Raw genomic sequence first — 22395 nt, forward strand, 5'->3', positions numbered from 1 at the left:
CCCCTGGAAACTCAGTCCAGGGACCGGACCCGGGCTTCAAGGCCGGGCATCGAGGCCGGGCATTCAGTGGTGCGTGACGACACCCGACGCCATCCGGCCGCAGTTCGAGCCGGACACACTGACGCTGATGGTCTCGATGGTGCCGCCCCAGTCCACACACAGGCCCTTCGCCGCGAGATACACCGGACCGGCGTAGGAGGTGTATTCACCGCTGTCGAAAACCGGCTCGGAGCTGGCGTTGGTGGGGCCGAGATAGGTGTACATGTAGACCGGCTTGCCGGGACTGTTCCGCACCGTCACGACACAGTTCTTTCCGGTCTTCGCGCTGTACGTGAGATAGACGGTGCCCTTTCCGGCGACCGGCACGGAATTCACCACGCTGTAGCCGCTTCCGCAGGCTCCGTTGTACGTGGCGGTGGCGCCCGCAGGAGCGGCGGATGCGGTGGTGGCCGTTGCCATCGTGGCAATTCCGGCCACGGCTAAGACCGCGGAACCTGCGACGGCGTGTGCACGCTTCATGGAATACCCCCGTCGGGTGGTATACGTCAGGTGGTCATTTCACAGCGTTGGACGCCGGGCGGACGGGGATGGTTGTAGCGCTTTTCCGCCGCTGACCTGTCGGAGAGGCCCTGGCGGATCCGGGGCAGCCGGTTCGCGAAACGGCCGGGATCCCGAAACGGCCGGGCGCGCGAAACGGCCGGCCCCCGACGCCGAGGAAGGCGCCTGGGGCCGGCCATTTCGCTTGCGGGCAGCTGGGACCGGCGTATCAGCCGTTCGCCAGAGCCTTGAGCCGGCTGTACGGGCCGTTGAAACGGTTGCGGTCACCGATCGGTTTGCCCGAGGAGGTGTGCTGCCAGATGGTCTGGAACCGCCAGCCGGCCGGCAGCGGCCCGATGGAGGTGCCATAGCGCGGGATCCACAGCGGATTCGTCCTGCCGAACCGGGTCGAGTTTCCGGTGCACGCCTTCCACCAATTGGTCGAGGTGTAGATGACCGCGTCCCGGCCGGTCCTCGCCCGGTACGCACGGAAGAAGTCGGCGATCCAATCGACCATCGCCAAAGGGCTCTTCCCGTAACAACTGGCGCCGTAGGGGTTGTACTCCATGTCGAGCGCGCCGGGCAGCGTTCTGCCGTCCCGGGACCAGGCGCCGCCATGGGCCGCGAAATACCTCGCCTGTGTGGCGCCGCTGGAGTGATCCGGCAGCGCGAAGTGGTACGCGCCACGGATCATTTGGGCGTTGTACGAGCCCCGGTACTGATGCGCGAAGTACGGGTTCTTGTAGTTGGTCCCCTCGGTGGCCTTCACGTACGCCCAGCGCACACCGCTCCGGTACAGCGCCGGCCAGGCGACGTGCTTGTTGTGGCTGGAGACATCGACGCCGGGCACGATCTTGGCGGTGCCCCGGGGCTCGGAGCCTTGGGGACGCTCGTCCCCCTCGTGGGCGGCGATGGTCGACCCCATCCAGTCCCGCTCGGGGTGGGCGGGTCTCTTCCCCGCGTCCGACGACGCCCCAGCGGAACCGGGCAGCGCCAGGGGCAGCACACACACGGAGAGGAGAGAGACGAGAGTTCCGGCCGCGATGGTGAGTGGGCGGCGGGCCGGACCGGATCTGCGCAAGGGCATCGCAAGCCTCCGAGGGCCTTCGGTTGGGTCAGTGTCAGCAGATTTTGAGCAGATTCCTGCCGATAAGAAGATTTATACGCTGAACTGACCGCATACGTTCCCTCACAAGCCGTCAGCCCGCTGACCGGTGGGGCCATCTCACCCGACTGGCCGTCAGGTGCGGGGACCCCCGCGGCCATGCGAAAGCGGGCCCCGGCCAATGCCGGGACCCGCTTCGGATGCGCAGCGGCGAACGCGCCATACCGCCGCTTCGCTTCTGCCTACGCCGACCCTGTCGGCCTATTCGTCTTGTCCGTCATGCCCACTGCCGCCTTCGGCTCAGTACGCGGAGTTGACGTTGTCGATGGAGCCGTAGCGGTCGGCCGCGTAGTTGGCGGCGGCGGTGATGTTGGCGACCGGGTCGTAGAGGTCGTGGGCGGTGCCGGCGACGTGGTAGGCGTCGAAGGTGGGCTGGATGACCTGGAGGAGGCCCTTGGAGGGGATGCCGTTGATGGCGTTGATGTCCCAGTCGTTGATGGCGTAGGGGTTGCCGCTGGACTCGCGCATGATGTTGCGGTGCAGGCCCTCGTAGCTGCCGGGGATGCCCTTGGCGTCCATGATGTCCAGGGCCTCGCGGATCCAGCCGTCGAGGTTGTTCGCGTAGTCCTTCGTGGTGACGGCCTTGCGCTCGGTCGAGCGGTTGGCGGCCTGCTGGGCGGTGTGACCCTGCTTGGCGACGGCCGTGACCTTGATGCGGTCGGCGACGGACTTGACGGTCTTGGCGTCGTCGGCCTTGGCCTTCACGGCGGGCAGGCCGTTCGCGCTGACCGGCTTCACCACTATCGACGCGTGCGTCGGGGCCGCCTGAGCCGAACCGGGGGCCGCGGTGACGGACAGCGCCGTAGTGGCGCCGGCGGCGACGAGGACGGCGGTGGCGACCTTGTGGGTGCGGGTGATGCGGGCGATACGGGCAGCGCGGGGCAGGGTGAAGCTGGGCATGCGGGAGTGACCTCTTCCAGGTGCTCGGGGCGGGGCAGCGGCCTTCGGTGGCGCGTCAGGACCGAGAGGGGATGGGCCGCGTTCGCCGTAGGGGCTGGAGTCGCTGGCTCGTTCTCGGTGCTGCCTGAACCATGTTTAGCGACCGCCCTGAAACGTGGCAATGGTGCTATGTACTACGCCTCATCGTGAGATGCAGGTAAATGTCCGAAACGAAGCGAGTTTCTCGCGGTATACGCCGGGAATGGCTCGACTAACCGCGCTCGTATGTGACGTGCGTCCCGTGCCCCGCATCACCTGGCAGCGGCCTCAAAGCCGCCTCCGGAGGCCCGTTGAAGTTGCCTGGCTCACACCCGAATTACGCGGCACCGAGCCTCTACGGCACCCCGAAATGGGCCCGGCGGAACGCCGATAGCCACTGAGGAGCCGCGAAATCTTTCCCCGGAAAGCCGCTATCAAGATCGGGAATCGCCTGGATGTGGCGCAGCCCACTTCGGTCGAATGTGGCGCGGCCCACTTCACGGGAATCGCGGAGTGCGGCAATTCCCGCCGCAGGGGCGGCGAATGGGGCCCGGCATGGCCCGCTCGGCCGTTCGTGAGCGCGGCGGCGGCGACACGACGGGGCCGGTCGTCCGTTCGCAGCAGCGTCGCGGCTTTCGGATGGCGACGCGCCCGACAAGGCCGGAAAGTGAGATCGCACCCGGCAATCACTCACCGTAAGGAAAAGCTCATGCTCCGTCGTATGACCGTCATTCTCAGCGGACTCGTCGTCGCAGGTTTCCTCACCACAGGGGCCGCTGCCGCGGCCACGGCCGACATCTACGACCCGGAGGACCAGAGGGACCAGAAGGCCTCCGCCTCGGAAGCAAGGGAAGGGGAGCGCATCTACCCCGGCACCCTCGCCGACCTGCTCAACGGCGTGCTGGGCGGTCGCAGCTACTGACGCCCGCTCCGTCCACCAACGGCAATTGCCCTGCCCGCGCGATGCGGACAGGGCAATTGCCGTTCAGGCGTTCTCGACGCTCCGGATGTTCCGGCTCAGCTCAGCTCAGCTCAGCACGGCACGGTGGCCGCCGGTTCGGTCGCCTTCGGCTCAGTACGCGGAGTTGACGTTGTCGATGGAGCCGTAGCGGTCGGCCGCGTAGTTGGCGGCGGCGGTGATGTTGGCGACCGGGTCGTAGAGGTCGTGGGCGGTGCCGGCGACGTGGTAGGCGTCGAAGGTGGGCTGGATGACCTGGAGGAGGCCCTTGGAGGGGATGCCGTTGATGGCGTTGATGTCCCAGTCGTTGATGGCGTAAGGGTCGCCGCTGGACTCGCGCATGATGTTGCGGTGCAGGCCCTCGTAGCTGCCCGGGATGCCCTTGGCGTCCATGATGTCCAGGGCCTCACGGATCCAGCCGTCGAGGTTGTTCGCGTAGCGCTTCGGGGCCGGCTTCGGCGCGGCCTTCTTCTTCGGGGCGGCCTTAGGCGCGGCCTTGGGCGCCGCGAGGGCCTTGCGCTCGGTGGAACGGTTCGCGGCCTGCTGGGCGGTGTGACCCTGCTCGGCGACGGCGGTGACCTTGATGCGGTCGGCGACGGACGCGACGGCCTTGCTGCCGGTCTTGGCGTCGGCGGCCTTGGCCTGTACGGCGGCGGGCAGGCCGTTCGCGCTGACCGGCTTCACCACGGTCGGCACATGGCCGGCCGACGCCTCTGCATTGCTCGGTCCCGCGGACAGCGCAACGGCGGCCGCGCAGCTCGCGGTGGCCACGAGTGCTGCGGACAGCTTGTGGGTGCGGGTGATGCGGGCAGTGCGGGGCATGGTGGAGCTAGGCATGCAGAGTGACCTCTTCCAGGTACTGGACGGCGGGGAGGTGGCCTTCGGCGGCGTGTGAGGACCGAGGGTCATGGCCGCGTCCGCCCTCTGGATGAGGTCGCCGGCTCGTTCTCGGTGCTACCGGAAACATGGTTAGCGCCGGCCCTGGATATGGGCAACGATGCCCTGTACTACCCATCTTCGTGAGAAAGGGCGAGATCTACCGCGTAATAGCCGTTCTGCCCGTTCATTACGGCGTGCGACCGAAATGGCATCGACTAAGTACCTTCGTACGTGATGTAGGTCCTGTGCCCGGCATCACCTGAGACCGCCCTCAAAGGCTCGCTCCGCGCCCCGTGAAGTTGCCTGCGCCACACCGCGAAAATGGCATTTCCCCGCCCATTCAGCCGCAGACCGCACTACGAATAGCGGGCGCCGAAAAGGACGAATGAGCCGCCATCCCGGGGCGCCATATAACTGCGCCCCCTACGGGCATGTAGGGGGCGCAGAGATCATCCGCCGTACTCGGCCTCGGCTGCCGTCAGCTCTCCAGCAGTCGCGCCGCCAGATGCTCGATACGGGAGTGCCATGCGGCCAGGGCGGACTCCGCGTCGAAGTCCCGCGGGCCGGTCTGCGTGAGCACGAGGCGCGCGCCGTGACCGGTGCCACGGCCCAGCTCCCAGCGGACCGTTCCTTCCGGATGCCAGCGGTAGGCGAGCACCGTCGGTGCCCGCACTTCGGTGACGGGCCCGTTCGGGATCTTCTCCGCGGCGAAGCCGGCCGGGACGGGGGAGCCAGGACGCGGTTCGTCTCCCCTGGTCAGCTCGGCCCAGACGGCTTCCGCCGGCCGTACCAGCTGCCGCTCGAAGCGGATCAGCGGACCGTCCGAGGTCTCTTCGACGGCACCCTGACCGAGGTCGAACTGCTCCAGGTACGCCTCGTGCAGCTCGCCCGTATCGGGAGTGACGGCCGTCGGCTCGCCGTCGAGCAGCTGTGCCAGCGCGGTGATGCACAGATGCCACCCGGAGGCGAAGCTGGCGCCGCCGAAGCGGTCGCCGAAGGTGTGCACAAAGGTCAGCAGCGAGCCGTCCCCGTCGGGGGTGATTTCCCAGCTCAGATGGTCCTCGCCCCAGGTGAACGCGAACAGCCGGGGCTCGTCGGCGGCGGTGACCGTGCCGGTCATCGGGGCGCCGGCGGCACCCGGCATGGAGAAGGTCATCGCCCCTCCCGGTACGAGTTCCACGGTGACCTCGGACGGGAACCACCGTCCGATCTGGGCCGGATCGGTGATCGCGGACCAGACCTTGTGGGGCGGATGGGCGAGCCGGCGCTCCATGCGCAGCGCGGTCCGGCCATCGGCCGTGATGAGGGTGTCGGAGTGCGGGTTCATCGGGGTTCGTCCTCCATGGCGTCGAGGTGCCGTTCGAGGGCGTCGAGACTCCCGGCCCACAGATGCCGGTAGTGCGCGAGCCAGGCGTCCAGCTCCGCCAGGGGCTCGGGCCGCAGCTCGTACCAGCGGCGCTGTGCGTCCTGCCGGACCCGGACGAGCCCGGCCTCGCGCAGCACCCGCAGATGCTTGGAGGTGCCGGGCTGGCTGAGCCCGAGGTGCTCGGTGAGTTCACCGACCAGATGCGGGCGCTCCAGCAGCAGGTCGAGGATCTTGCGCCGGCTCGGTTCCGCGAGTACGTCGAACGGTATGGGCATGACTCCAGCATCCCTCGACGGTTATATAACCGCAAGGGAATCTACGGGATCCTACGGATCCCGCCGGGGTCGACATTCCACTCCCCGGGCAGGTCACCGCCGCAGAAGACACAGCTGAAGTCGCCGTCCCGCACGATCGCGGGCTCGTCGCAGGCGGGGCAGCGCCGGAACACCACCTCGTACGTGAACCGGTCCGGGCGTGCGATCCCGGCCCCGTCGAGCGCCCGCGCCACCGCCGGCCACGACGTCACGTCCGGGCAGTAACCCGTCGACTGGTTGCTGACCTCGTCGGCGGCCCACCCGCCCGCTTCTCGTACGAAGCCGATCTCGCCCGCACCGAGCACGCGCCCGCCGCCCGCACAGGCCACATGCTCACTGCGGCGAGGGGCCAGCCGCAGCGTCCCCGCCGCGTCGACGACGTAGGTGAACGGCTCGGTCCGCTCCTCCGGCGGCCGGGCGCGGATCCACATGTCGAGGTCGGCCGCCGTGCGTATCGCGGCGCCCGAGCTGTCCGCCCGTACCGCGCCCCGCAATTCCGCCGGCCCGACATAGCGGTAGCTCCGCCGACGCGTCTCCTGACTCATCAGCGGAGCTTAACTTCAGCCGTGTCGTGGGGGTTTGCCCTTAGGGGGTCGTAGGGGCAAACCCCTAGGGGTTGGTCGAACGGATCCCCTAAGGGTCGCGAGGCCCCCCTGCGGGGCCACAACGTGCGGGCGGCGGCCGGTATTCCCAGCGGCCGGTATTCCCGGCGGGGCGGTGTTCCCGCCGGGCGGTGGTTTCCCGGGCGGTGTTCCCGACGGGTGGGCCGTATTGCCGGCGGGCGGCGCTCCCGGTTCCCGCGGGGCGGTGTTCGCGGCCGGGTGGCATTCCCGCCGGGCGGTGTCACACGAACGCCGCACCGGCCACCGACAGCTCCTCGCGTGGCACCGGTACGAGGCAGGGAGCCGAGGTCAGAGGCGCGTCCGTGAAGAAGCGGGCCGCCAAGTCGGCCACGTCGTGTGGGCGTTCGAGGACCACCCAGTGATCCGCGTCCGGGATGGTCAGCACGCGGCTGCCCGGGATGGTCGCCGCGAAGTCGCGCTGCCGGGCCGGCGAGGTCACCGTGTCGTGCTCGCCGCTGAAGACCAGCGTCGGCACACCGCTCAGGCCGCCGGAGAAGTCCGGGCGGTCCAACAGCGCACGGAACAGCGAGTCGGCGGCATGCGGCGAATGCCGGGCCGAGTTCAGCATCGAGCGCCTGACGTACCGGTAGGCCAGCCGCCGCCGTGTGACGTGCCGGGCCTCGTCGAGGCACATCAGCCCCTCGGTGGCCACCGTGGCGAAGGATTCGGTGTCGCCCTGCGTCAGGAGCTCGGCGGCCCGCCGCCAATAGGCGAGCTGGGTGGCACTGATGTGCGCCGGTACGCCGCCGAGCGCGAGCCGCGCGATGCGCCGGGAAAAACGCTGGGCGCAGGCGAAGGCGAGACCGGCGCCGTAGGAGAAACCGAAGAGGTTGATCTGCGGGACGTCCAGGTCGTCGATGATGCGCTCGATCGCCATGCACATGAACTCGGTGCTCGGCCCCGGGGGCAGCTTTCCCGCGCTCCCCATGCCGGGCAGGTCGGCGGTCACGATGTCCGTCACCGGACCGACCTGGTCCTCCATCTGCGGCCAGCCGTACATCCCTTGCAGCGCGCCTCCCAGGACCATCACCGGTTCGGTGATCCGGTCCGGCTGCCGCAACAGCCGGTAGGAATAAGACACCCCGCGCACCGACAACGGGTGGATCGTTTCCTCGGACATGGCTGTTTCCTTTTCGGGGAGACCTGCGGGAACGGGCTGCGTGCGAGGGCTGATCGGGAGGCGGCACGCGGGGGATCCGGGCTGCTGGACAAGGACCCGGGCCGATCCTTGAGAAACGACCCGGGCCGGTCCGCGGACGTCACGCCTCAACCGCGGGTCAGCACGAGTGCGGCGTTGTGTCCACCGAAGCCCAGCGACGTCTTGACAGCGCAGTCGAACGTCCCCGGCCGCGCCTCCCCGCGCACGATCTCGATCGGGATCCGCGGATCGGGCACTTCGAGGTTGGCGGTCGGCGGCACCAGCTGCCGCTCCAGGGCGAGCACGGTGAGCGCCGCCTCGATGCCGCCGGCCGCGCCCAGCGTGTGCCCAGTCATCGCCTTCGTGGAGGTGACCAGGGGGTGGTCCCCGAGCACCCGGCGCAGCATGGTGGCCTCGATCAGGTCATTGACGACGGTCGAGGTGCCGTGCGCGCTGACATGGCCGACGTCGCCGGCCTCCACGTCCGCGTCCGCCATCGCCAGGCGCAGCGCCTGCTCGATGCCGTGGCCGTCGGGGTCCGGTGCCACGGCCGAGAACGCGTCGTTGGACGCGCCGTATCCGGAGACCCGGGCGCGGACCGTGGCTCCGCGGGCGCTGGCGTGCTCGGGCCGCTCCATGACGAGGAGCCCGGCCCCTTCGCCGATGACGAAGCCGTCCCGCTCCGCGTCGAACGGGCGGCAGGCAGCGGACGGGTTGTCCCGGCGGGTGGAGGTCGCCTTCATCTGGCAGGCGCTGGCGACCAGCAGCCGGGAGAGGGCCGACTCGGCGCCGCCGGCGATGGCGATGTCGCAGGCCCCGGTGCGCAGCAGCTGGTGCGCGGTCCCCAGGGCGACGGTGCCGGAGGAACAGGCGGTCGCCACACCCAGGCTGGGGCCCTGCGCGCCGATGTCCATGCAGATGCTGCTGGCGGCGCTGTTGATCACGGTCAGCGGGGCGAGCTTGGGGGAGACCCGCCGCGCACCGCGCGCCGCCATGGCGACATGCTGCTGGTCGTAGAAGGGCAGCCCGCCGTGTGCGGAGCCGATGACGACCGCGACGCGGCCGGCGTCCCAGGTGCCGGCGTCCAGCCCGGCGTCGGCCATCGCCTCCCGCGCGGCGATCACCGCGAGCTGCGAGAACCGGTCCATCATCCGCTGGGTGGCCACGCCGAGCACCGCGGCGGTGTCCAGATCGTCGATGGTGTAGAAGAAGTCGCAGGGCAGATCCGCGAGTTCTTCCTGGTAGCGCACCCCGCGCGGGACGGGGTCCTCGGTGACGGCATGCCAGGTGGCCTTCGTTCCCACGCCCGCGGCGGTGACCAGCCCCAGTCCCGTGACCGCCGCGTGGAACGGCGTCCGGCGGGCCGTCACGCGGCGACGCCGTCGACGGCCGCCACCAGCTGGCCCACGGTGTTCCGCGGGGTCAGCGACACTTCTTCGAGGTCGATGTCCAGCTGCTCCTCGAGAAGAACGCGGAGCTCTTCCAGGGCCAGTGAGTCCAGGCGCAGACTGCGCAACGGGGTCTCGGCGTTGAGGTGGGCCGAGGGGATTCCGAATCGTTGGACCAGCAAGCTTTTGACGACTTCTGCCGCATTCACGTGGCGCTCCTCGGCTGTTCGTAGGCGATGCTGCCCACCGCGTCCTGGCGGGTTCTCGCCGGCGGCTCCGGCTGGTACGGCCAATCTTTATACGCCTTTGTCCCGAAAACGCCCCAACCTTGGTAGCTCAATGGGGTGATGAGCGTGGCGGGGTGTGCGCGAGGGCGCGCCGTTTGTGCGCGCATCGCGGTGCGCACCTGCTTGTCCTAACGGCGCGGGCCGACGGGAAGATACGGGCGGGCTGGCGGACTTTGGCCACTTTTGTCGGTCATTGGTCGTGACCGGCGCGCCGGCCGGTTCCGCCCGTCGTTTCCCTGCTCAGGCGTCGTCGAGGGCGCTGGTCACGCGCCCCAGCAGGCCCCGGAGCGTACGGAGTTCATCGACCGTGAGGCCGGTCGCGGCCAGCATCCGCCGGGGCACCGGCAGGGCTCGTTCGCGCAGCTCCTCGCCGGCGTCGGTGAGGTGGATGGTGACCGACCGCTCGTCCTCGGCGCTGCGCTCGCGGCGTACCAGACCGGCGGTCTCCAGGCGCTTGAGGAGCGGGGAGAGGGTGCCGGAATCCAGCCGGAGCTGCTCGCCGATGGTTTTCACGGGCTGCGGGCCGTGCTCCCAGAGGACCAGCATGACCAGGTACTGGGGGTAGGTCAGGCCGAGGTCCTTGAGGGCGTCCCGGTAGACGCTGCCGAACGCGCGCGAGGCGGCGTGCAGCGAGAAGCAGACCTGGTGGTCGAGGCGGAGCAGTTCGGCGTCGGGTACCGGAGGGCTGGTCGGGCGGGTCATGGCTCCAGGTTAGCCGGTCGAGGACGATTGTGTTGTGTGCAACTTAGTTGCGCACAACTTAAACGTGTGCAATGGTTACGGGCATCGGGTGGCCGGGACACGGCCGCCGAGCTATCGAAGGGAACCGACATGGACGCGCTGTACACCGCTGTCGCCACCGCCAACGGCCGCGAGGGCCGCGCCGTCAGCTCCGACGGCCAGATCGACCTCGCCCTGGCGCTGCCGCCGGCGCTCGGGGGCAATGGCGCGGGCACCAACCCGGAGCAGCTCTTCGCGGCCGGGTACGCGGCCTGCTTCGCCAGCGCGATGGGCAATGTCGGACGCCAGCTGAAGATCGACACCAAGGACGTCTCGGTGACCGCCGAGGTCTCCATCGGCAAGGACGACACCGGATTCGGCCTCGCCGTGATCATGCGGGTGGAGCTCCCGGACGCCCTGGCCGGCGAGACCGGCCGTCAGCTGGTCGAGGCGACGCACCAGTACTGCCCGTACTCGAAGGCCACCCGCGGCAACATCGACGTCGAGCTCGTCATCGAGTAACGAGCTCGTCGCCGAGTACGGCGAACCGGCCGGCCAGGGCGATCGGGGCGAGCCGCGCGCTACCGCCCGCGGATCAGTTCCGCGTAGTGGCGGCCGCTCTCCTTGAGCGTGCGGCGCTGCGTCGCGTAGTCGACGTGGAACAGGCCGAAGCGCTTGTCGTAGCCGTAGGCCCACTCGAAGTTGTCCATCAGCGACCAGGCGAAATAGCCGGCGAGGGGCGCTCCCCGGCGGGCCGCGCGGGCGCACGCCGCCACATGCTCGTGCAGATACGCGGTCCGCTCGGGGTCCTCGACGGTGCCCCCGGGGCCCACGACATCGGGGTAGGCGGAGCCGTTCTCGGTGACGTAGATCCTGCGCGGCGCGTACTCCCGGGTGAGCCGCAGCAACAGGGTCTCGATGCCGTTCGCGTCGATCTCCCAGTCCATGCCGGTACGGGGGACGTGCGGGCGGCGCACCTGGCGGGCGTACGGCGGCGGGCCGGCCGGCTCGGCCGCGACGACCGCCGGGAAGTAGTAGTTCAGCCCCAGCCAGTCCAGCGGCTGAGCGATGATCTCCGGGTCGCCGGGCCGTTCCGGCAGCTCGACCCCGTACACCTCGCGCATGTCCGCCGGGAAGCCGCGGCCGTGTACGGGGTCGAGCCACCAGCGATTGGTGTGGCCGTCCATCCGGCGCGCCGCCGCGGCATCGGCCGCCGACCCGGTGGCCGGCTCGACGGTGTTGAGGTTGTTGACGATGCCCACCTCGGCCTCCGGCGCGGCGGCCCGGATCGCCTGCGTGGCCAGGCCGTGCCCGAGCAGCAGATGGTACGAGGCGCGTACCGCCGCCGTGAGGTCCCGGACGCCGGGCGCCATCCGGCCTTCGAGGTGGCCGATCCAGGCGGAGCACAGTGGCTCGTTGAGCGTGGCCCAATGGCGGACGCGATCGCCGAGCCTGCCCGCGACGACCGAGGCGTAGGCCGCGAGGCGCTCCGCCGTCTCGCGCTCGGGCCAGCCGCCGCGGTCCTGGAGCGCCTGCGGCAGATCCCAGTGGTAGAGGGTGGCGGACGGGGCGATGCCCGCTTCGAGGAGGCCGTCGACCAGCCGGTCGTAGAAGGCCAGGCCCCTGGCGTTGACCGGGCCGACGCCGTCCGGGACGATCCGCGGCCAGGCGATCGAGAACCGGTAGGCGCCGACGCCCAGTTGGCGCAGCAGCGCGATGTCCTCGCGCCACCGGTGGTAGTGGTCGCAGGCCGTGTCGCCGGTGTCGCCGTTGTCGGTCCTGCCCGGGGTGTGCGCGAAGGTGTCCCAGATGGAGGGGCCGCGGCCGTCCTCGGTGACGGCTCCCTCGATCTGGTACGCCGAGGTGGCCACGCCCCAGGCGAAGTCGTCCGGCAGGGCGGCGAGGTCGATCCGGGAGAGGCCGATCCGGGAGAGGCCGGGCCGGGAGAGGCCGGGCCGGGAGAGGCGGGTCCGGGCGGGGTCGGTCGGGGCGGAGTGGGGCCCGTTGACGTCGGTCCGGTCGGTCACGGAGGTCCTGCCTTTCTGGACGTGGGTCATTTGACGGCCCCGGCGGTGAGCCCGGCGACCAGATAGCGCTGGAGGAGCAGGAATCCCGCGACCACGGGCACGCTGACGACCAGGGAGGCGGCCATGACCTGGTTCCAGTAGACGTCGTTCTGCGTGGCATAGCCCTGGAGGCCGACCGAGAGGGTGCGGGTGGTGTCGTTGGTCATGACGGAGGCGAACAGCACCTCGCCCCAGGCCGTCATGAACGCGTACACGGCGACCGCGACGATCCCCGGGAGCGCGGCCGGCACCACGACCCTGAAGAGCGCGCCGAGCGGACCGCAGCCGTCCACGTGGGCGGCCTCGTCGAGCTCGCGCGGCACCGACGCGAAGTACCCGGTCAGCATCCAGATGGAGAACGGGAGGGAGAAGGTCAGATAGGTGAGGATGAGGCCGCCGCGGGAGCCGTAGAGCGGAATACCGGTGGAGTTCCCGATGTTGACGAAGATCAGGAACAGCGGCAGGAGGAAGAGGATGCCGGGGAACATCTGCGTGGACAGCACGGTGACGGTGAAGACCCGCTTGCCGCGGAAGCGGTAGCGGCTGACGGCGTATGCGGCGAATATCGCGATGACCACCGAGCAGACCGTCGCCGAGCCCGCCACGATCAGCGAATTGGTGAAGTACCGGGCCAGCGGGACGGTCTTCCAGATATCGAGGTACGGACGGATCGTCACCTCGCTGGGCAGCCAGCGAAAGGCGCCCGAGACGTCCTCCAGCGGCTTGAGCGAGCTGCTGAACATCACATACACGGGCAGCAGGACGAACCCGGTCAGTGCGGTGAGAAAGATCCGGCGGGTCCAGAGGAAGGACCGGGGCGGCGCCATGGGCGAACGCCTGCGGGAGGGGCGTGGGACGCGTACGGACGGGCTAGCCATCGGCGTGCTTCCTTCCTCGCGAGGTGGCCAGGAGATAGCCGGCCGTCACCAGGAGCAGGAAGAGCAGCAGCAGGACGGACATGGCCGAGCCGGTGCCGAAGTTCCAGGTGACGAACGAGGACTGGTAGATGTGGAGGGAGATCAGGTCGGCGGCCTCCGGCGCCGCCTTCCCGAACAGCACGTACGGCGTGTTGAAGTCGTTGAACGTCCATAGGAACAGCACCAGCACCAGGACCTGGTTGATCGGCCGCAGCGCGGGCAGGGTGATCCGCCGGATCTGCTGGCGGATGCCGGCACCGTCGAGGGCCGCGGCCTCGTAGAGGTCCTTGGGGATGTTCTGGAGCGCGGCCATCACGACGAGGAACGCGAACGGCCAGGTCTTCCAGACGGCGACGACGACCAGCGCGACGAAACTGTTGTCCCCCAGCAGCCAGAAGGGCCGGCCGTCGGTGAGGTGCAGCTGGTCGTGCAGGACGTGGTTGACCAGCCCGTTGTCCCGTTGGAACAAGAACGCCCAGGTGATCACCGCGGCGTAGATCGGCAGTGCGTACGGAGTGAGGAAGACGGCCCGCAGCAGGCCGCGGCCCTTGAAGTTCTCCTGCAGGAAGATCGCGGCCGCGGTGCCGATGAGCCAGCACAGCCCCACGGCCAGCACACTGAAAGCACAGGTGACGAGGAAGGAGTGCAGCAGTGCGGCGCCCACGGGAGCGTCCAGGTCCACGCTGATCCGGTAGTTGCCCAGCGCCTTCCAGGGAGCCGCGCCCCAGTTGCCGATGTAGAGCTGGGTCAGCTCCTTGAAGCTCATGACGATGCCGATGACCATCGGCGCGAGATGGACCAGGAGTTCCAGCAACAGCGCGGGCAGCAGGAGCAGATACGGCAGGCCGATGCGGCGCAGACGGGCGAAGCGGGGAAGGCCGGCGGGTCGGCGGAGGCCGGCGGTGCGGCGTCTCACTGCGCCATCTGCTGTTCTGCCTTGGCCAGCCGCGCCCTGACCGACTCCGTCGTCACGGCATGCCCGGACGCCGCATCGGCGAACAGATCCTTGATCGCCGTGCCGACGGAGGTCTCGAACTGCGCCTCGTCGGCGATCTGGGGGAGTGGCGCGGCGCTCCTGGTGAGCGTCTCGCGCAGCACTTTGGTGTCCTGGCGGTTGAACGCGGGGTCCAGCTGAGCGGTCCTGACGGGCGGAATGGAGCCATACGTCTTGTTGAGCAGCCGCTGTTCGGCGTCGCTCGTCATGAACTTCACGAACTTCCGCGCGCCGTTCAGATTGCGGGTGTTCTTGAAGACGGCGATGTTGATGCCGGCGAGCATGGAGTTGGTCTGCCTGCCGGTGCCCGGAGTGCCGGACGGGACGGGTACCGGTACGACGCCCCAGTCCGCCGGCTTCATCCCGTCGGCCGCGAAGGTGGTGGCCGCGGCCTGCCACAGCACCATCGCGGTCCGGCCCTTGGCGAAGTCCCTGAGCGACTGGTTCTGCCCGTACTCGGCGTTGCCCGGGGCGATGATCTTGTCCTTGGCCATGAAGTCGACGTACTGCTTGACCGCCGCCACCGCTCCGTCCGAGGTGAACGTGGGTTTGCCGGCGGCGTCGAAGAAGTCGGCGCCATGCTGCTTGCCGAGGACGAACGCCTGGTGAATGTTGTTGGCGAGTTGGCCGCCCTCGGCGCCCAGGGCCCACTTCCCGTCCTTGGACAACCTCTTTCCGTTCGCGACCAACTCGTCCCAGGTGGAGGGCGGTTGGCTGATCCCGGCGTCCTTGAACATCCGCTTGTTGTAGTAGAGCGCGTAGGTCAGCGAGTACAGCGGCACCGCGGCCGGGTCCTTGCCCGCCGCGCCCGTGGCGCCCAGCGCCGGCGTCACGAACCGGTCCCGCCCGCCGATCCGGTCGAAGTTCCGCTTGTCCCAGGGGAGCAGCGCTCCGGTGGCCTGGAGCGAGGCGGACCAGGTGTTGCCGATGTTGAGAACGTCGGGCCCCTGCCCCGACGTGGTGGCCGCCAGGATCCGGTTGAGCAGCTCCGGCCAGGGAATGACCTCCAGTTTCACCTTGATCCCGGTCCGTTTCTCGAACTTCTTCAGCTCGGGACCGAGGATCTTCTTGTCCGCCTCGACATTCGGACCCTGGTTGGACGCCCAATACGTCAGCGTCTTGGGGGAGTCGTTGCTGCCGCCGCCCCCGAAGGTCGTACCACCGCCGCATCCGGAGGCCGTGGCGGCGAGCGCGGTGACGGTGGCGGTGACGGTCGCGGCTCGGAGTATGCGCATGACGGAAGCGCCTCTCTCTGAGGAGTCCGGAAGAAGTCGCCATGTTCAGTTCCTGAACGGCTTCATGACTTAACTTAGGGTGTGAGTTAAAGCCCGAGAGAAGGTCGCGTCAAGAGAGCAGACGCCGGCAGGTGGCGGGCCGAAAGGGGACCAGATGCCGGAACGCACCCACCGGACCGTGCGTGACCTGCGGCGCGCCAACCGCACCGCGGTTCTGCAACGGTTGTATTCCGACGGGCCCATGAGCCGGCAGGCGCTCGTCCCCGCAACGGGACTCAGTTCAGGATCCATCAGCAATGTCGTCGCCGAACTCATCGAGGACGGGCTGCTGGAGGAGGCCGGCATGCTCGAATCCGACGGCGGGCGGCCGCGTACCCTGCTGCGGGTGGCCCCGTCGAGCGGCTACCTGATCGGCGTGGACGTCGGCGAAACTCGGGTCAGGGTCGAGCTCTTCGACCTCACGCTCGGCGAACTGGCCCGCGCCGACCTGCCGTTGAGTGGCGACAACTACGACGTGAACCTGATAGCCCGTCATGTCGGCGCGGGGATAGCCACCGTGCTGAGGGACGGCGGCATCGCCCCCGACCGGCTGCTGGGCGTCGGCGTCGGAGTCCCCGGAATCCTGGAACGCGGCCGCCCCGGCGGCGCCGTCGTGCACGGCCAGACCATCGGCTGGCACGCCGTACCCCTGGAAGCCCTGCTGCGCGAGGCCGTCGAACTCCCCGCCGGCGTAGGGTTCTTCCTCAACAACGGCGCGAAGGCGCTCGGCCGGGCCGAAATGTGGTTCGGCGGCGGTCGCGGCGCCAAGGACGCGGTCATCGTGCTGCTCGGCTCCGGAGTCGGCGCCTGCATCGTCACCGACGGCGTCATCCACGGCGGCGAACGCAACAGCGCCGGCGAATGGGGACATCTGACGGTCAGCGTCCGCGGCCGGCGCTGCCGCTGCGGCGCCCGCGGCTGCCTGGAGGCGTACACCGGATCCGGGGCGCTGCTGGAACGCTGGCGGGAGGCGGGCGGCCGGCCACCGGAAGGCGCCGACGAGGAGGCGGGCGTGACGGCACTGGTGGCCGCCGCCCATCCGCAGGAGGCCGCCGTCCCGCCCGACCCCGTCGCCCGCGCCGTCCTGGACGAGACCGCCGAATACCTCGGCGCCGGCATCTCCGATCTGATCAATCTCTTCAGCCCCGAACGCATCCTCATCGGCGGCTGGGCCGGCCTCCGGCTCGGCCCGCACCTCCTGCCCGCCGTCCGCGCCCACGCCACCGCATACGCCCTCGCCCACCCCGCCGGACGCGTCACCATCGGCATGGGGGAGCTCGGACCCGACGCGGTCACAGTGGGCGCCGCCACCCTGCCGCTCGCGGACTTCTTCGCGAACGGAGGGCGGCGAAGGGCGGCTGGCGCGGCTACTGGATGTTCAGCCGAGGGGGATGCCTCGGGTCGACCGGGCAGCTGAAGATCCGCAGCGAGCCCCAGCGGCCGTGGGTCAAACCCGTCGGTGTGGCGGCGCCACCCCGCTCCACCGCCGTGTTCTCGACCGGCCGCCAGCTCCCGCTGCCCCCGTCCCATTCGCTGCTGGCGAGCGTGAGCAGTACGTCCATCGGGGCGCCGCACCGGCAGTCGACGGCTGCCGGGTCGGTGAGGTGCCAGGACGCCCAGCCACCCGCCTTGCAGCCGGGAGCGATCGACAGGTCGTACTGGTAGGCGTACTCGGTCTCGCTCTCCCACTCCTCGTCGAGGGCGTCCAGGCGGTCGCGGAGCGCCTCCGGAAGCAGATCCGCGTACTGGTACTCGGTGACCTGCTCGGGGTGCAGCACGCACGGGGTGGGGAGGTAGCAGTCCTTCGCGTCATGGGGCCGGGGAGGCGCCGTTCCGCTGTGGTCCGGCGCCGCCATGACGTCGGCCGCCCGGCGCCAGACGAGGTGGACCACCGGGCCGCAGTAGCGGGGCTGGCCGGGCGGGTTCTGATGATCCGTGGGGCACCACAGGACCTGAAGCAGGTCGGCCCCCGGCGGAAACGCCACCGTCGGGATGTCGCGGGCGTGCAGCTGGGCGACGGCGACCAGCGGGTTGGGCTCGCGATGGTCCTCCGGCTCGTACCACTGCGCGGTGTAGTTGACGAGATCGACGCTGCTCTTGCCCCGCAGGGCCGGGTCATCGAGCAGGGCACGCTCTCCCGCGGTGAGCCGCGACCCGAGCCCCGACCGCCGCCGCTCTTCCCGTTCTGCCTTCGCCCTCTTCAGCCTGGCGGTGAGCGACGGCTCCAACGGCTCGCCACGGCGCACCAGGGGCGGAGCGGAACAGGCCGGCCACGGCTCGTCGGCGGGCCACAGCAGCGGACCGCCGATCGAGCTGTCGGCCACCGACGGTGCCCCCGGCCTGGGGTGCAGCCGGGTCGTCTGCCTGGCATGGGCGGCCAGTTCGGGCAGCGCGGCGGTGACGTCGATGGGGCGGGGTGGAGTACGCATCACCGGCGATTCTCATGCATCATCGGCCGCGTACACCCGCCGCCCCCCGACGAACGTCTGCAGGACGCGCGTCCCGGCGATCTCCTCGCTCGGCCCGTCGAACGGGTCGCGGTCGAGGACGACCAGGTCGGCGAGGTTCCCGGCCCTGATGCTGCCGGTGTCGTCGAGGTGGTTGGCGTATGCGCTGCCGGCCGTGTACGCGGCGAGCGCCGAGCCGAGGTCGATCCGCTGCTCGGGCAGGAAGACCGGCGCCGAGGGCGGCGCGTCCGGCGTACGGCGGTTCACCGCGACATGCAGGGCGGCGATCGGGTCGGGCGAGCTGACCGGCCAGTCGCTGCCCGCCGCGAGCGTCGCCCCGGAGCGCAGCAGATCGGCGAACGGATACTGCCGGGCGGCGCGTTGGGCGCCCAGGAAAGGAATGGTCAGCTCGTCCATCTGCGGCTCGTGCGCGGCCCACAGCGCCTGGATGTTCGCCGTCGCCCCGAGCTCGCGGAAGCGCGGTATGTCATCGGGGTGGACGACCTGGAGATGGGCCAGGTGCGGCCGGGTGTCCCGCCGGCCGTTGGCTTGCCGCGCCGCCTCGACCGCGTCCAACGCCTCCCGCACGGCCCGGTCGCCCAGCGCATGGAAATGCACCTGGAACCCCTCGGCGTCCAGCCGGGTGACATACGTCCGCAGCTCATCGGGCTCGATGAACGAGATGCCGCTGTTGTCGGACGCGCAGCCGCACGCGGTGAGATACGGGCTCAGCATGGCCGCCGTGTGATTCTCCGCGATCCCGTCCTGCATGATCTTCACGCTGGTCGCCCGGAGCAGTCCACCCGTCAACTCCCTTCTCCTATCGCGGAGTTCGTCGATCTGCTCGACGCCACGGGCCCGGTCCCACCACAGCGCCCCGGTCACCCGGGCGGTCAGCGTGCCGTCACGCCTGGCCGCGAGGTACGCGGGAGCCGGATCGGTCATGCCGGCGGCCCGGCCGAGTATCGCGTCCTGCCAGGCGGTCACCCCGTACGAATGCAGCAGGCGCTGCGCCCTGAGCAGGCCCGCGGTGCATTCGTCGAGCGTCGGTTCCGGGATGAGTCCGGCCACCAACGCCATGGCCCCCTCCTGGAGCATTCCGGACGGCGCGCCCGCGGCGTCCCGCTCGATCCGCCCGTCGGCCGGGTCGGGAGTACGGGAGGTGAGACCGGCCAGTTCCAGGGCGCGGGAGTTGGCCCAGCCCCCGTGGTGATCGCGGTTGACCAGGTAGACCGGGCGGTCGGGGACGAGAGCGTCCAGGAACTCCCGGGTCGGCTTGCCGCCGGGGAACGCCTCCAGGGACCAGCCGCCACCAGTGATCCACGGGGCATCCGGGTGGGCCACGGCGTAGGCGGCGATCAGCTCGCGATACGCGTCCGCCGTGACCGCCGAGCTCAGATCGCACTGGCCCAACTCCAGCCCGCCGCCCACCGGATGGACATGCGCGTCCTGGAATCCGGGGATGAGCAGCTTGCCTCGTAGATCGACGATCTCCGTACCGGGGCCGATGAGCTCACGGATCTCCGCCTCGTGCCCGACGGCGACGATACGGTCCCCGCTGACGGCCACGGCGCCCACCCGGGGGCGCGCGGGGTCGACGGTGTGGACCCGGCCGGTGGTGTGCTCGGGAGCTGTGGTGTGGTCACGGCCGGAGAGGAAGACGAGGTCGGGGGCCGAGGTCGAGACCGGGGTGGGGCTGGCGTTCGGGGGCATGCGGTTGCTGCTCCTAGGTGGGGGTGGCTGTGGGGTGCGGAGTAACGGGGGGTGGCGCTATGGGGTCGTCCGGTCGCCCTCCTCGTCGATCGGCGGGCCGACACGGCCATCCGTCGGCGAGCCGACACGGTCGTCGATCGGCGGGCGGACACGGCCGTCCATCGTCGAGCCGACAGGGCCGTCCATCGGCAACGTGATCGCGTCCGCGTCCGTTCCGTGTCCCGTACGGAAATACGGGGCGCGGCGTACCCACTTGGCCCACGCGGCGACCGCCAGGCCCAGCAGCACGAAGAGCGCCGGCAGCGTGAGCATGAACCAGCCGTTGTCGGGGTTCGCGGCGAAATGGTCGCTCATGGTCGCGTAGTTGACGACGAGGTAGCCGCCGAGCCCGAACAGGACCAGCGCGCTCGCCGCCGGGACGACCACGTCCCGTAGCGCGCGCACCACCCCCTCGCGCAGGCTCGCGCGGAAGCGCACGGCGCAGGCCAGCGCGGTGAGTCCGTAGTAGAGGGCCACCGTGAGGCCGATGGAGTTGACGGCGGTGAGGATCATGTCGTTGAGCTCGGGAATGCCGACGGCGAGCACCGCCAGCAGTGCCGCGATGGCCATGATCAGCAGGGTTCCGGCGGCGGGCGACCCGTAGCGCGGGTGTACGCGCTGCCATATGGAGCCGAGCGTACGGTCCCGCCCCATGGCCAGCGCACCGCGCGCGGTGGGGATGACGCTGGACTGGAGGGAGGCGAAGGCGGAGCACATCAGCGCGGCCAGCGGCAGGGAGGCCCAGGGCTCCGGGGCCAGCCGGCTGCCCAGGAAGGTGAGCGCCTGCGGGCCGTTGCGGATGAGTTCGTCCGCGTCCATCACCCGCTGGAACGCGAGCGCGCCGACGAGGAACAGGCCGAGCATCGCGACCAGCGCGATCAGGCCGCCGCGCGCGGCGTCGGAAGCACTGCGGGTCTCCTCGTTGACGCTGAACGCGGCATCCCATCCCCAGTAGATGAACACCGCGAGCACCATTCCCTGCGCCAGCGCCGTCGGCGAGCCGATCTCGAACGGGTTGAGCCAGGACAGCGAGAACGGCTGGTCGCCCACGATCAGGGCATAGCCGCAGAAGACCAGCAGGACCGCGTACTCGAAGATCAGCAGCCCCATTTGCAGCCGGGTCGCGGACCGGACGCCGGTGATCGCGGTGATCGTGACAACGACCAGCGCGACCAGGCCGACCGCGGTGCTGACGCCGGTCGAGGACGGATCCAGTTCGAGTCCGAGCACGCTGCGCAGACCCAGCTTGTTGAGGAACTGGAGCACGACGGACCCGGTGACCGCACCCGTGTACGCCATGAAGATCACGTTGCCGACCAGCACCACCCACCCGGTGAGAAACCCCGGCCAGGGGCCGATGGACCGGCCGACCCAGGTGTAGCCGCTGCCCATGTTCGGCTCGGAGCGGTTGAGCCGGGCGTACGACAGCGCGATACCGAGGATCGGGAGGAACGCGAGCAGCAGCAGGGCGGGGGTCTGCCGGCCGGCGTACGCGGCCAGTGCGCCCATCCCGATGCCGATGCTGGTCGTGGCGGCGGTACTCGACGCGGCGATCGCCACACCGTCCTTCACACCCAGCGATCGGCGCATCCTTGGCCGGCCGGGGTCCTGCGGCACCTTCTGCACCTGCTGCATTGCGGAGGGCATGGCACTCACTCCTTGGGCGGGGCGGGCGGGGTGGGGTGGAGCGAGGGGGTGGGGCGAGGTCTCCTGCGTGCGCCGATAAAACAGTCCGCCCAAGCTTGTGTCAACGATGTTGACGTAATGTGGTGATTAACTTGCCCGGGTGTGGGCGGCATCGGCGGGCGAGGCCCGAGCGGTCCCGGAGTGGGAGCGGAGCGGAGGGGCGGCATGACGGAGAGCGATCACGTTCCGGGGGAGCGCGGATCGGGTGAGCGGGACCCGGGGGAGCGTGGATCGAGCGATCGTGCCCCGGTGGAACGTGCCCCGATGAAGCGTGTCCCGGTGGAGCGCAAGCGGCGGCGGCCGACCGGCTCGGGCGTGGTCCTGTCCGTGGATCTCATCGTCGACACGGCGCGTGAACTCATCGACGCCCAGGGGGCCCAGGCTTTCACCGTGCGGAAACTCGGCGCCGCCCTCGGTGCCGATCCGTCCGCCGTCTACCGCTACTTCCGCAACACCGAGGAGCTGCTGCTGGCACTGGCCGACCGCCTCATCGGTGAGTCCATGGCCGACTTCGCACTCAGCGGCGACTGGGCCGCCGACCTGCGTGAACTGTGCCTGTGCGCCTACCGTTCCGCGCTCCGGCATCCGCAGATCGCCGCGTTCAGCACCATCCGCGTCACGGGCCGCCCCCACGAGCAACGCGCCGTCGAGACGGGCGTCGGCCTGCTGCTCCAGGCCGGTTTCGACGACGCCACCGCCGTACGGCACTACCACACGCTCATCGACACCGTCCTGGGCCACGCGGCGCTGGACGCAGGTGTGGCGCGGCTGGCCCCGGCGCAGCGCGCGGCGGACGAGCGGGCGTGGCAGGCCGCGTACGGAGCCCTGCCAGCCGACGAGTACCCGAGCCTGCATCGCGTACGGGAGCACTTGCCGCTGATGGCGGGGTCGGCCGTCGAGCCCGCGCTGGATCTCCTCCTCGCGGCGCTGAAAGGGGAGGCGGCGGGGCGGGAGCGGTGAGCGGGC

Annotated in this window: 22 protein-coding genes; 4 read left to right on the forward strand and 18 right to left on the reverse strand. The window is 70.0% G+C overall.

What is annotated here, in order from left to right; all coding sequences use genetic code 11:
• Positions 1-63: 63 nt before the first annotated feature.
• The 3 genes from FCH28_RS01355 to FCH28_RS01365 all read right to left on the reverse strand — a co-directional run bounded on the left by FCH28_RS01355 (position 64) and on the right by FCH28_RS01365 (position 2602).
• Positions 64-519 (reverse strand): spore-associated protein A, encoded by a 456-nt coding sequence (locus FCH28_RS01355; RefSeq protein ID WP_136737786.1) that lies wholly within the window; start codon positions 517-519, stop codon positions 64-66.
• Between the two features lie 247 nt (positions 520-766).
• Positions 767-1624, reverse strand: a complete 858-nt coding sequence (locus FCH28_RS01360) for a lysozyme (protein ID WP_136737787.1) — start codon at positions 1622-1624, stop codon at positions 767-769.
• A gap of 318 nt (positions 1625-1942) precedes the next feature.
• Positions 1943-2602, reverse strand: a complete 660-nt coding sequence (locus tag FCH28_RS01365; protein ID WP_136737788.1) for a transglycosylase SLT domain-containing protein — start codon at positions 2600-2602, stop codon at positions 1943-1945.
• A 739-nt stretch (positions 2603-3341) separates the two neighbouring features.
• Between FCH28_RS01365 and FCH28_RS01370 the strand changes: the two genes are divergently transcribed.
• Positions 3342-3542, forward strand: coding sequence for a hypothetical protein (locus FCH28_RS01370; protein WP_246102247.1), 201 nt, complete (start codon positions 3342-3344; stop codon positions 3540-3542).
• Between the two features lie 150 nt (positions 3543-3692).
• On the opposite strand, the gene FCH28_RS01375 is transcribed toward FCH28_RS01370, so the two are convergent.
• The 8 genes from FCH28_RS01375 to FCH28_RS01410 all read right to left on the reverse strand — a co-directional run bounded on the left by FCH28_RS01375 (position 3693) and on the right by FCH28_RS01410 (position 10275).
• A complete protein-coding gene (locus tag FCH28_RS01375) occupies positions 3693-4415 on the reverse strand; it encodes a transglycosylase SLT domain-containing protein (RefSeq protein ID WP_136737790.1) in 723 nt (240 codons plus the stop codon).
• 520 nt (positions 4416-4935) lie between these two features.
• Positions 4936-5784 carry an SRPBCC family protein gene (locus FCH28_RS01380; RefSeq protein WP_136737791.1) on the reverse strand — a complete coding sequence of 283 codons (849 nt, stop codon included), beginning with the start codon at positions 5782-5784 and terminating at the stop codon, positions 4936-4938.
• Positions 5781-6098: an ArsR/SmtB family transcription factor gene (locus tag FCH28_RS01385; RefSeq protein ID WP_136737792.1), complete on the reverse strand. Its 318-nt coding sequence runs from the start codon at positions 6096-6098 to the stop codon at positions 5781-5783. The genes FCH28_RS01380 and FCH28_RS01385 overlap by 4 nt, the downstream gene beginning before the upstream one ends.
• A gap of 41 nt (positions 6099-6139) precedes the next feature.
• Positions 6140-6682: a hypothetical protein gene (locus FCH28_RS01390; RefSeq protein ID WP_136737793.1), complete on the reverse strand. Its 543-nt coding sequence runs from the start codon at positions 6680-6682 to the stop codon at positions 6140-6142.
• Between the two features lie 298 nt (positions 6683-6980).
• Positions 6981-7880: an alpha/beta fold hydrolase gene (locus FCH28_RS01395; RefSeq protein ID WP_136737794.1), complete on the reverse strand. Its 900-nt coding sequence runs from the start codon at positions 7878-7880 to the stop codon at positions 6981-6983.
• 146 nt (positions 7881-8026) lie between these two features.
• Positions 8027-9268 carry a beta-ketoacyl-[acyl-carrier-protein] synthase family protein gene (locus FCH28_RS01400; RefSeq protein WP_136737795.1) on the reverse strand — a complete coding sequence of 414 codons (1242 nt, stop codon included), beginning with the start codon at positions 9266-9268 and terminating at the stop codon, positions 8027-8029.
• A complete protein-coding gene (locus FCH28_RS01405) occupies positions 9265-9495 on the reverse strand; it encodes a phosphopantetheine-binding protein (RefSeq protein WP_136737796.1) in 231 nt (76 codons plus the stop codon). The genes FCH28_RS01400 and FCH28_RS01405 overlap by 4 nt, the downstream gene beginning before the upstream one ends.
• 318 nt (positions 9496-9813) lie before the next feature.
• Entirely contained in the window at positions 9814-10275 is a 462-nt protein-coding gene (locus tag FCH28_RS01410; protein ID WP_136737797.1) for a MarR family winged helix-turn-helix transcriptional regulator, read from the reverse strand.
• A gap of 129 nt (positions 10276-10404) precedes the next feature.
• Here FCH28_RS01410 and FCH28_RS01415 point away from each other — a divergent pair, with 129 nt between their 5' ends.
• Positions 10405-10815 (forward strand): organic hydroperoxide resistance protein, encoded by a 411-nt coding sequence (locus tag FCH28_RS01415; RefSeq protein ID WP_136737798.1) that lies wholly within the window; start codon positions 10405-10407, stop codon positions 10813-10815.
• A gap of 59 nt (positions 10816-10874) precedes the next feature.
• On the opposite strand, the gene FCH28_RS01420 is transcribed toward FCH28_RS01415, so the two are convergent.
• The 4 genes from FCH28_RS01420 to FCH28_RS01435 all read right to left on the reverse strand — a co-directional run bounded on the left by FCH28_RS01420 (position 10875) and on the right by FCH28_RS01435 (position 15505).
• On the reverse strand, positions 10875-12203 hold the full coding sequence (locus FCH28_RS01420) for a GH1 family beta-glucosidase (protein WP_425471868.1): 1329 nt from the start codon (positions 12201-12203) through the stop codon (positions 10875-10877).
• Positions 12204-12346: 143 nt separating this feature from the next.
• The gene (locus tag FCH28_RS01425; RefSeq protein ID WP_136737800.1) at positions 12347-13237 is read right to left on the reverse strand and encodes a carbohydrate ABC transporter permease; all 891 of its coding nucleotides are present in this window, start codon (positions 13235-13237) and stop codon (positions 12347-12349) included.
• Complete coding sequence (locus FCH28_RS01430) at positions 13230-14192, reverse strand: carbohydrate ABC transporter permease (RefSeq protein WP_136737801.1); 963 nt, start codon at positions 14190-14192, stop codon at positions 13230-13232. Before FCH28_RS01430 ends, FCH28_RS01425 begins: the two co-directional genes overlap by 8 nt.
• On the reverse strand, positions 14189-15505 hold the full coding sequence (locus tag FCH28_RS01435; RefSeq protein WP_136737802.1) for an ABC transporter substrate-binding protein: 1317 nt from the start codon (positions 15503-15505) through the stop codon (positions 14189-14191). The genes FCH28_RS01430 and FCH28_RS01435 overlap by 4 nt, the downstream gene beginning before the upstream one ends.
• A 154-nt stretch (positions 15506-15659) precedes the next feature.
• Between FCH28_RS01435 and FCH28_RS01440 the strand changes: the two genes are divergently transcribed.
• A complete protein-coding gene (locus FCH28_RS01440) occupies positions 15660-16961 on the forward strand; it encodes an ROK family transcriptional regulator (RefSeq protein WP_136737803.1) in 1302 nt (433 codons plus the stop codon).
• Here the strand turns inward: FCH28_RS01440 and FCH28_RS01445 are convergent.
• The 3 genes from FCH28_RS01445 to FCH28_RS01455 are packed head-to-tail and all read right to left on the reverse strand — an operon-like array spanning position 16912 to position 21333.
• Complete coding sequence (locus FCH28_RS01445; protein ID WP_136737804.1) at positions 16912-17973, reverse strand: hypothetical protein; 1062 nt, start codon at positions 17971-17973, stop codon at positions 16912-16914. The genes FCH28_RS01440 and FCH28_RS01445 overlap by 50 nt on opposite strands.
• 12 nt (positions 17974-17985) lie before the next feature.
• Complete coding sequence (locus FCH28_RS01450; protein ID WP_136737805.1) at positions 17986-19704, reverse strand: amidohydrolase; 1719 nt, start codon at positions 19702-19704, stop codon at positions 17986-17988.
• A 57-nt stretch (positions 19705-19761) separates the two neighbouring features.
• On the reverse strand, positions 19762-21333 hold the full coding sequence (locus FCH28_RS01455) for an APC family permease (RefSeq protein WP_342781569.1): 1572 nt from the start codon (positions 21331-21333) through the stop codon (positions 19762-19764).
• Positions 21334-21693: 360 nt separating this feature from the next.
• Here FCH28_RS01455 and FCH28_RS01460 point away from each other — a divergent pair, with 360 nt between their 5' ends.
• Positions 21694-22389, forward strand: a complete 696-nt coding sequence (locus tag FCH28_RS01460; RefSeq protein WP_136737806.1) for a TetR/AcrR family transcriptional regulator — start codon at positions 21694-21696, stop codon at positions 22387-22389.
• The last annotated feature ends 6 nt before the right edge of the window (positions 22390-22395 follow it).

The organism is Streptomyces piniterrae (genome assembly GCF_005048155.1).
Lineage (GTDB): Bacteria > Actinomycetota > Actinomycetes > Streptomycetales > Streptomycetaceae > Streptomyces > Streptomyces piniterrae.

Coding starts and splice junctions, on each gene's coding strand:
- FCH28_RS01355 (WP_136737786.1), bottom strand. CDS start 519: ATGAAGCGTGCACACGCCGTCGCAGGTTCCGCGGTCTTAGCCGTGGCC.
- FCH28_RS01360 (WP_136737787.1), bottom strand. CDS start 1,624: ATGCCCTTGCGCAGATCCGGTCCGGCCCGCCGCCCACTCACCATCGCG.
- FCH28_RS01365 (WP_136737788.1), bottom strand. CDS start 2,602: ATGCCCAGCTTCACCCTGCCCCGCGCTGCCCGTATCGCCCGCATCACC.
- FCH28_RS01370 (WP_246102247.1), top strand. CDS start 3,342: ATGACCGTCATTCTCAGCGGACTCGTCGTCGCAGGTTTCCTCACCACA.
- FCH28_RS01375 (WP_136737790.1), bottom strand. CDS start 4,415: ATGCCTAGCTCCACCATGCCCCGCACTGCCCGCATCACCCGCACCCAC.
- FCH28_RS01380 (WP_136737791.1), bottom strand. CDS start 5,784: ATGAACCCGCACTCCGACACCCTCATCACGGCCGATGGCCGGACCGCG.
- FCH28_RS01385 (WP_136737792.1), bottom strand. CDS start 6,098: ATGCCCATACCGTTCGACGTACTCGCGGAACCGAGCCGGCGCAAGATC.
- FCH28_RS01390 (WP_136737793.1), bottom strand. CDS start 6,682: ATGAGTCAGGAGACGCGTCGGCGGAGCTACCGCTATGTCGGGCCGGCG.
- FCH28_RS01395 (WP_136737794.1), bottom strand. CDS start 7,880: ATGTCCGAGGAAACGATCCACCCGTTGTCGGTGCGCGGGGTGTCTTAT.
- FCH28_RS01410 (WP_136737797.1), bottom strand. CDS start 10,275: ATGACCCGCCCGACCAGCCCTCCGGTACCCGACGCCGAACTGCTCCGC.
- FCH28_RS01415 (WP_136737798.1), top strand. CDS start 10,405: ATGGACGCGCTGTACACCGCTGTCGCCACCGCCAACGGCCGCGAGGGC.
- FCH28_RS01425 (WP_136737800.1), bottom strand. CDS start 13,237: ATGGCTAGCCCGTCCGTACGCGTCCCACGCCCCTCCCGCAGGCGTTCG.
- FCH28_RS01435 (WP_136737802.1), bottom strand. CDS start 15,505: ATGCGCATACTCCGAGCCGCGACCGTCACCGCCACCGTCACCGCGCTC.
- FCH28_RS01440 (WP_136737803.1), top strand. CDS start 15,660: ATGCCGGAACGCACCCACCGGACCGTGCGTGACCTGCGGCGCGCCAAC.
- FCH28_RS01445 (WP_136737804.1), bottom strand. CDS start 17,973: ATGCGTACTCCACCCCGCCCCATCGACGTCACCGCCGCGCTGCCCGAA.
- FCH28_RS01450 (WP_136737805.1), bottom strand. CDS start 19,704: ATGCCCCCGAACGCCAGCCCCACCCCGGTCTCGACCTCGGCCCCCGAC.
- FCH28_RS01455 (WP_342781569.1), bottom strand. CDS start 21,333: ATGCGCCGATCGCTGGGTGTGAAGGACGGTGTGGCGATCGCCGCGTCG.
- FCH28_RS01460 (WP_136737806.1), top strand. CDS start 21,694: ATGAAGCGTGTCCCGGTGGAGCGCAAGCGGCGGCGGCCGACCGGCTCG.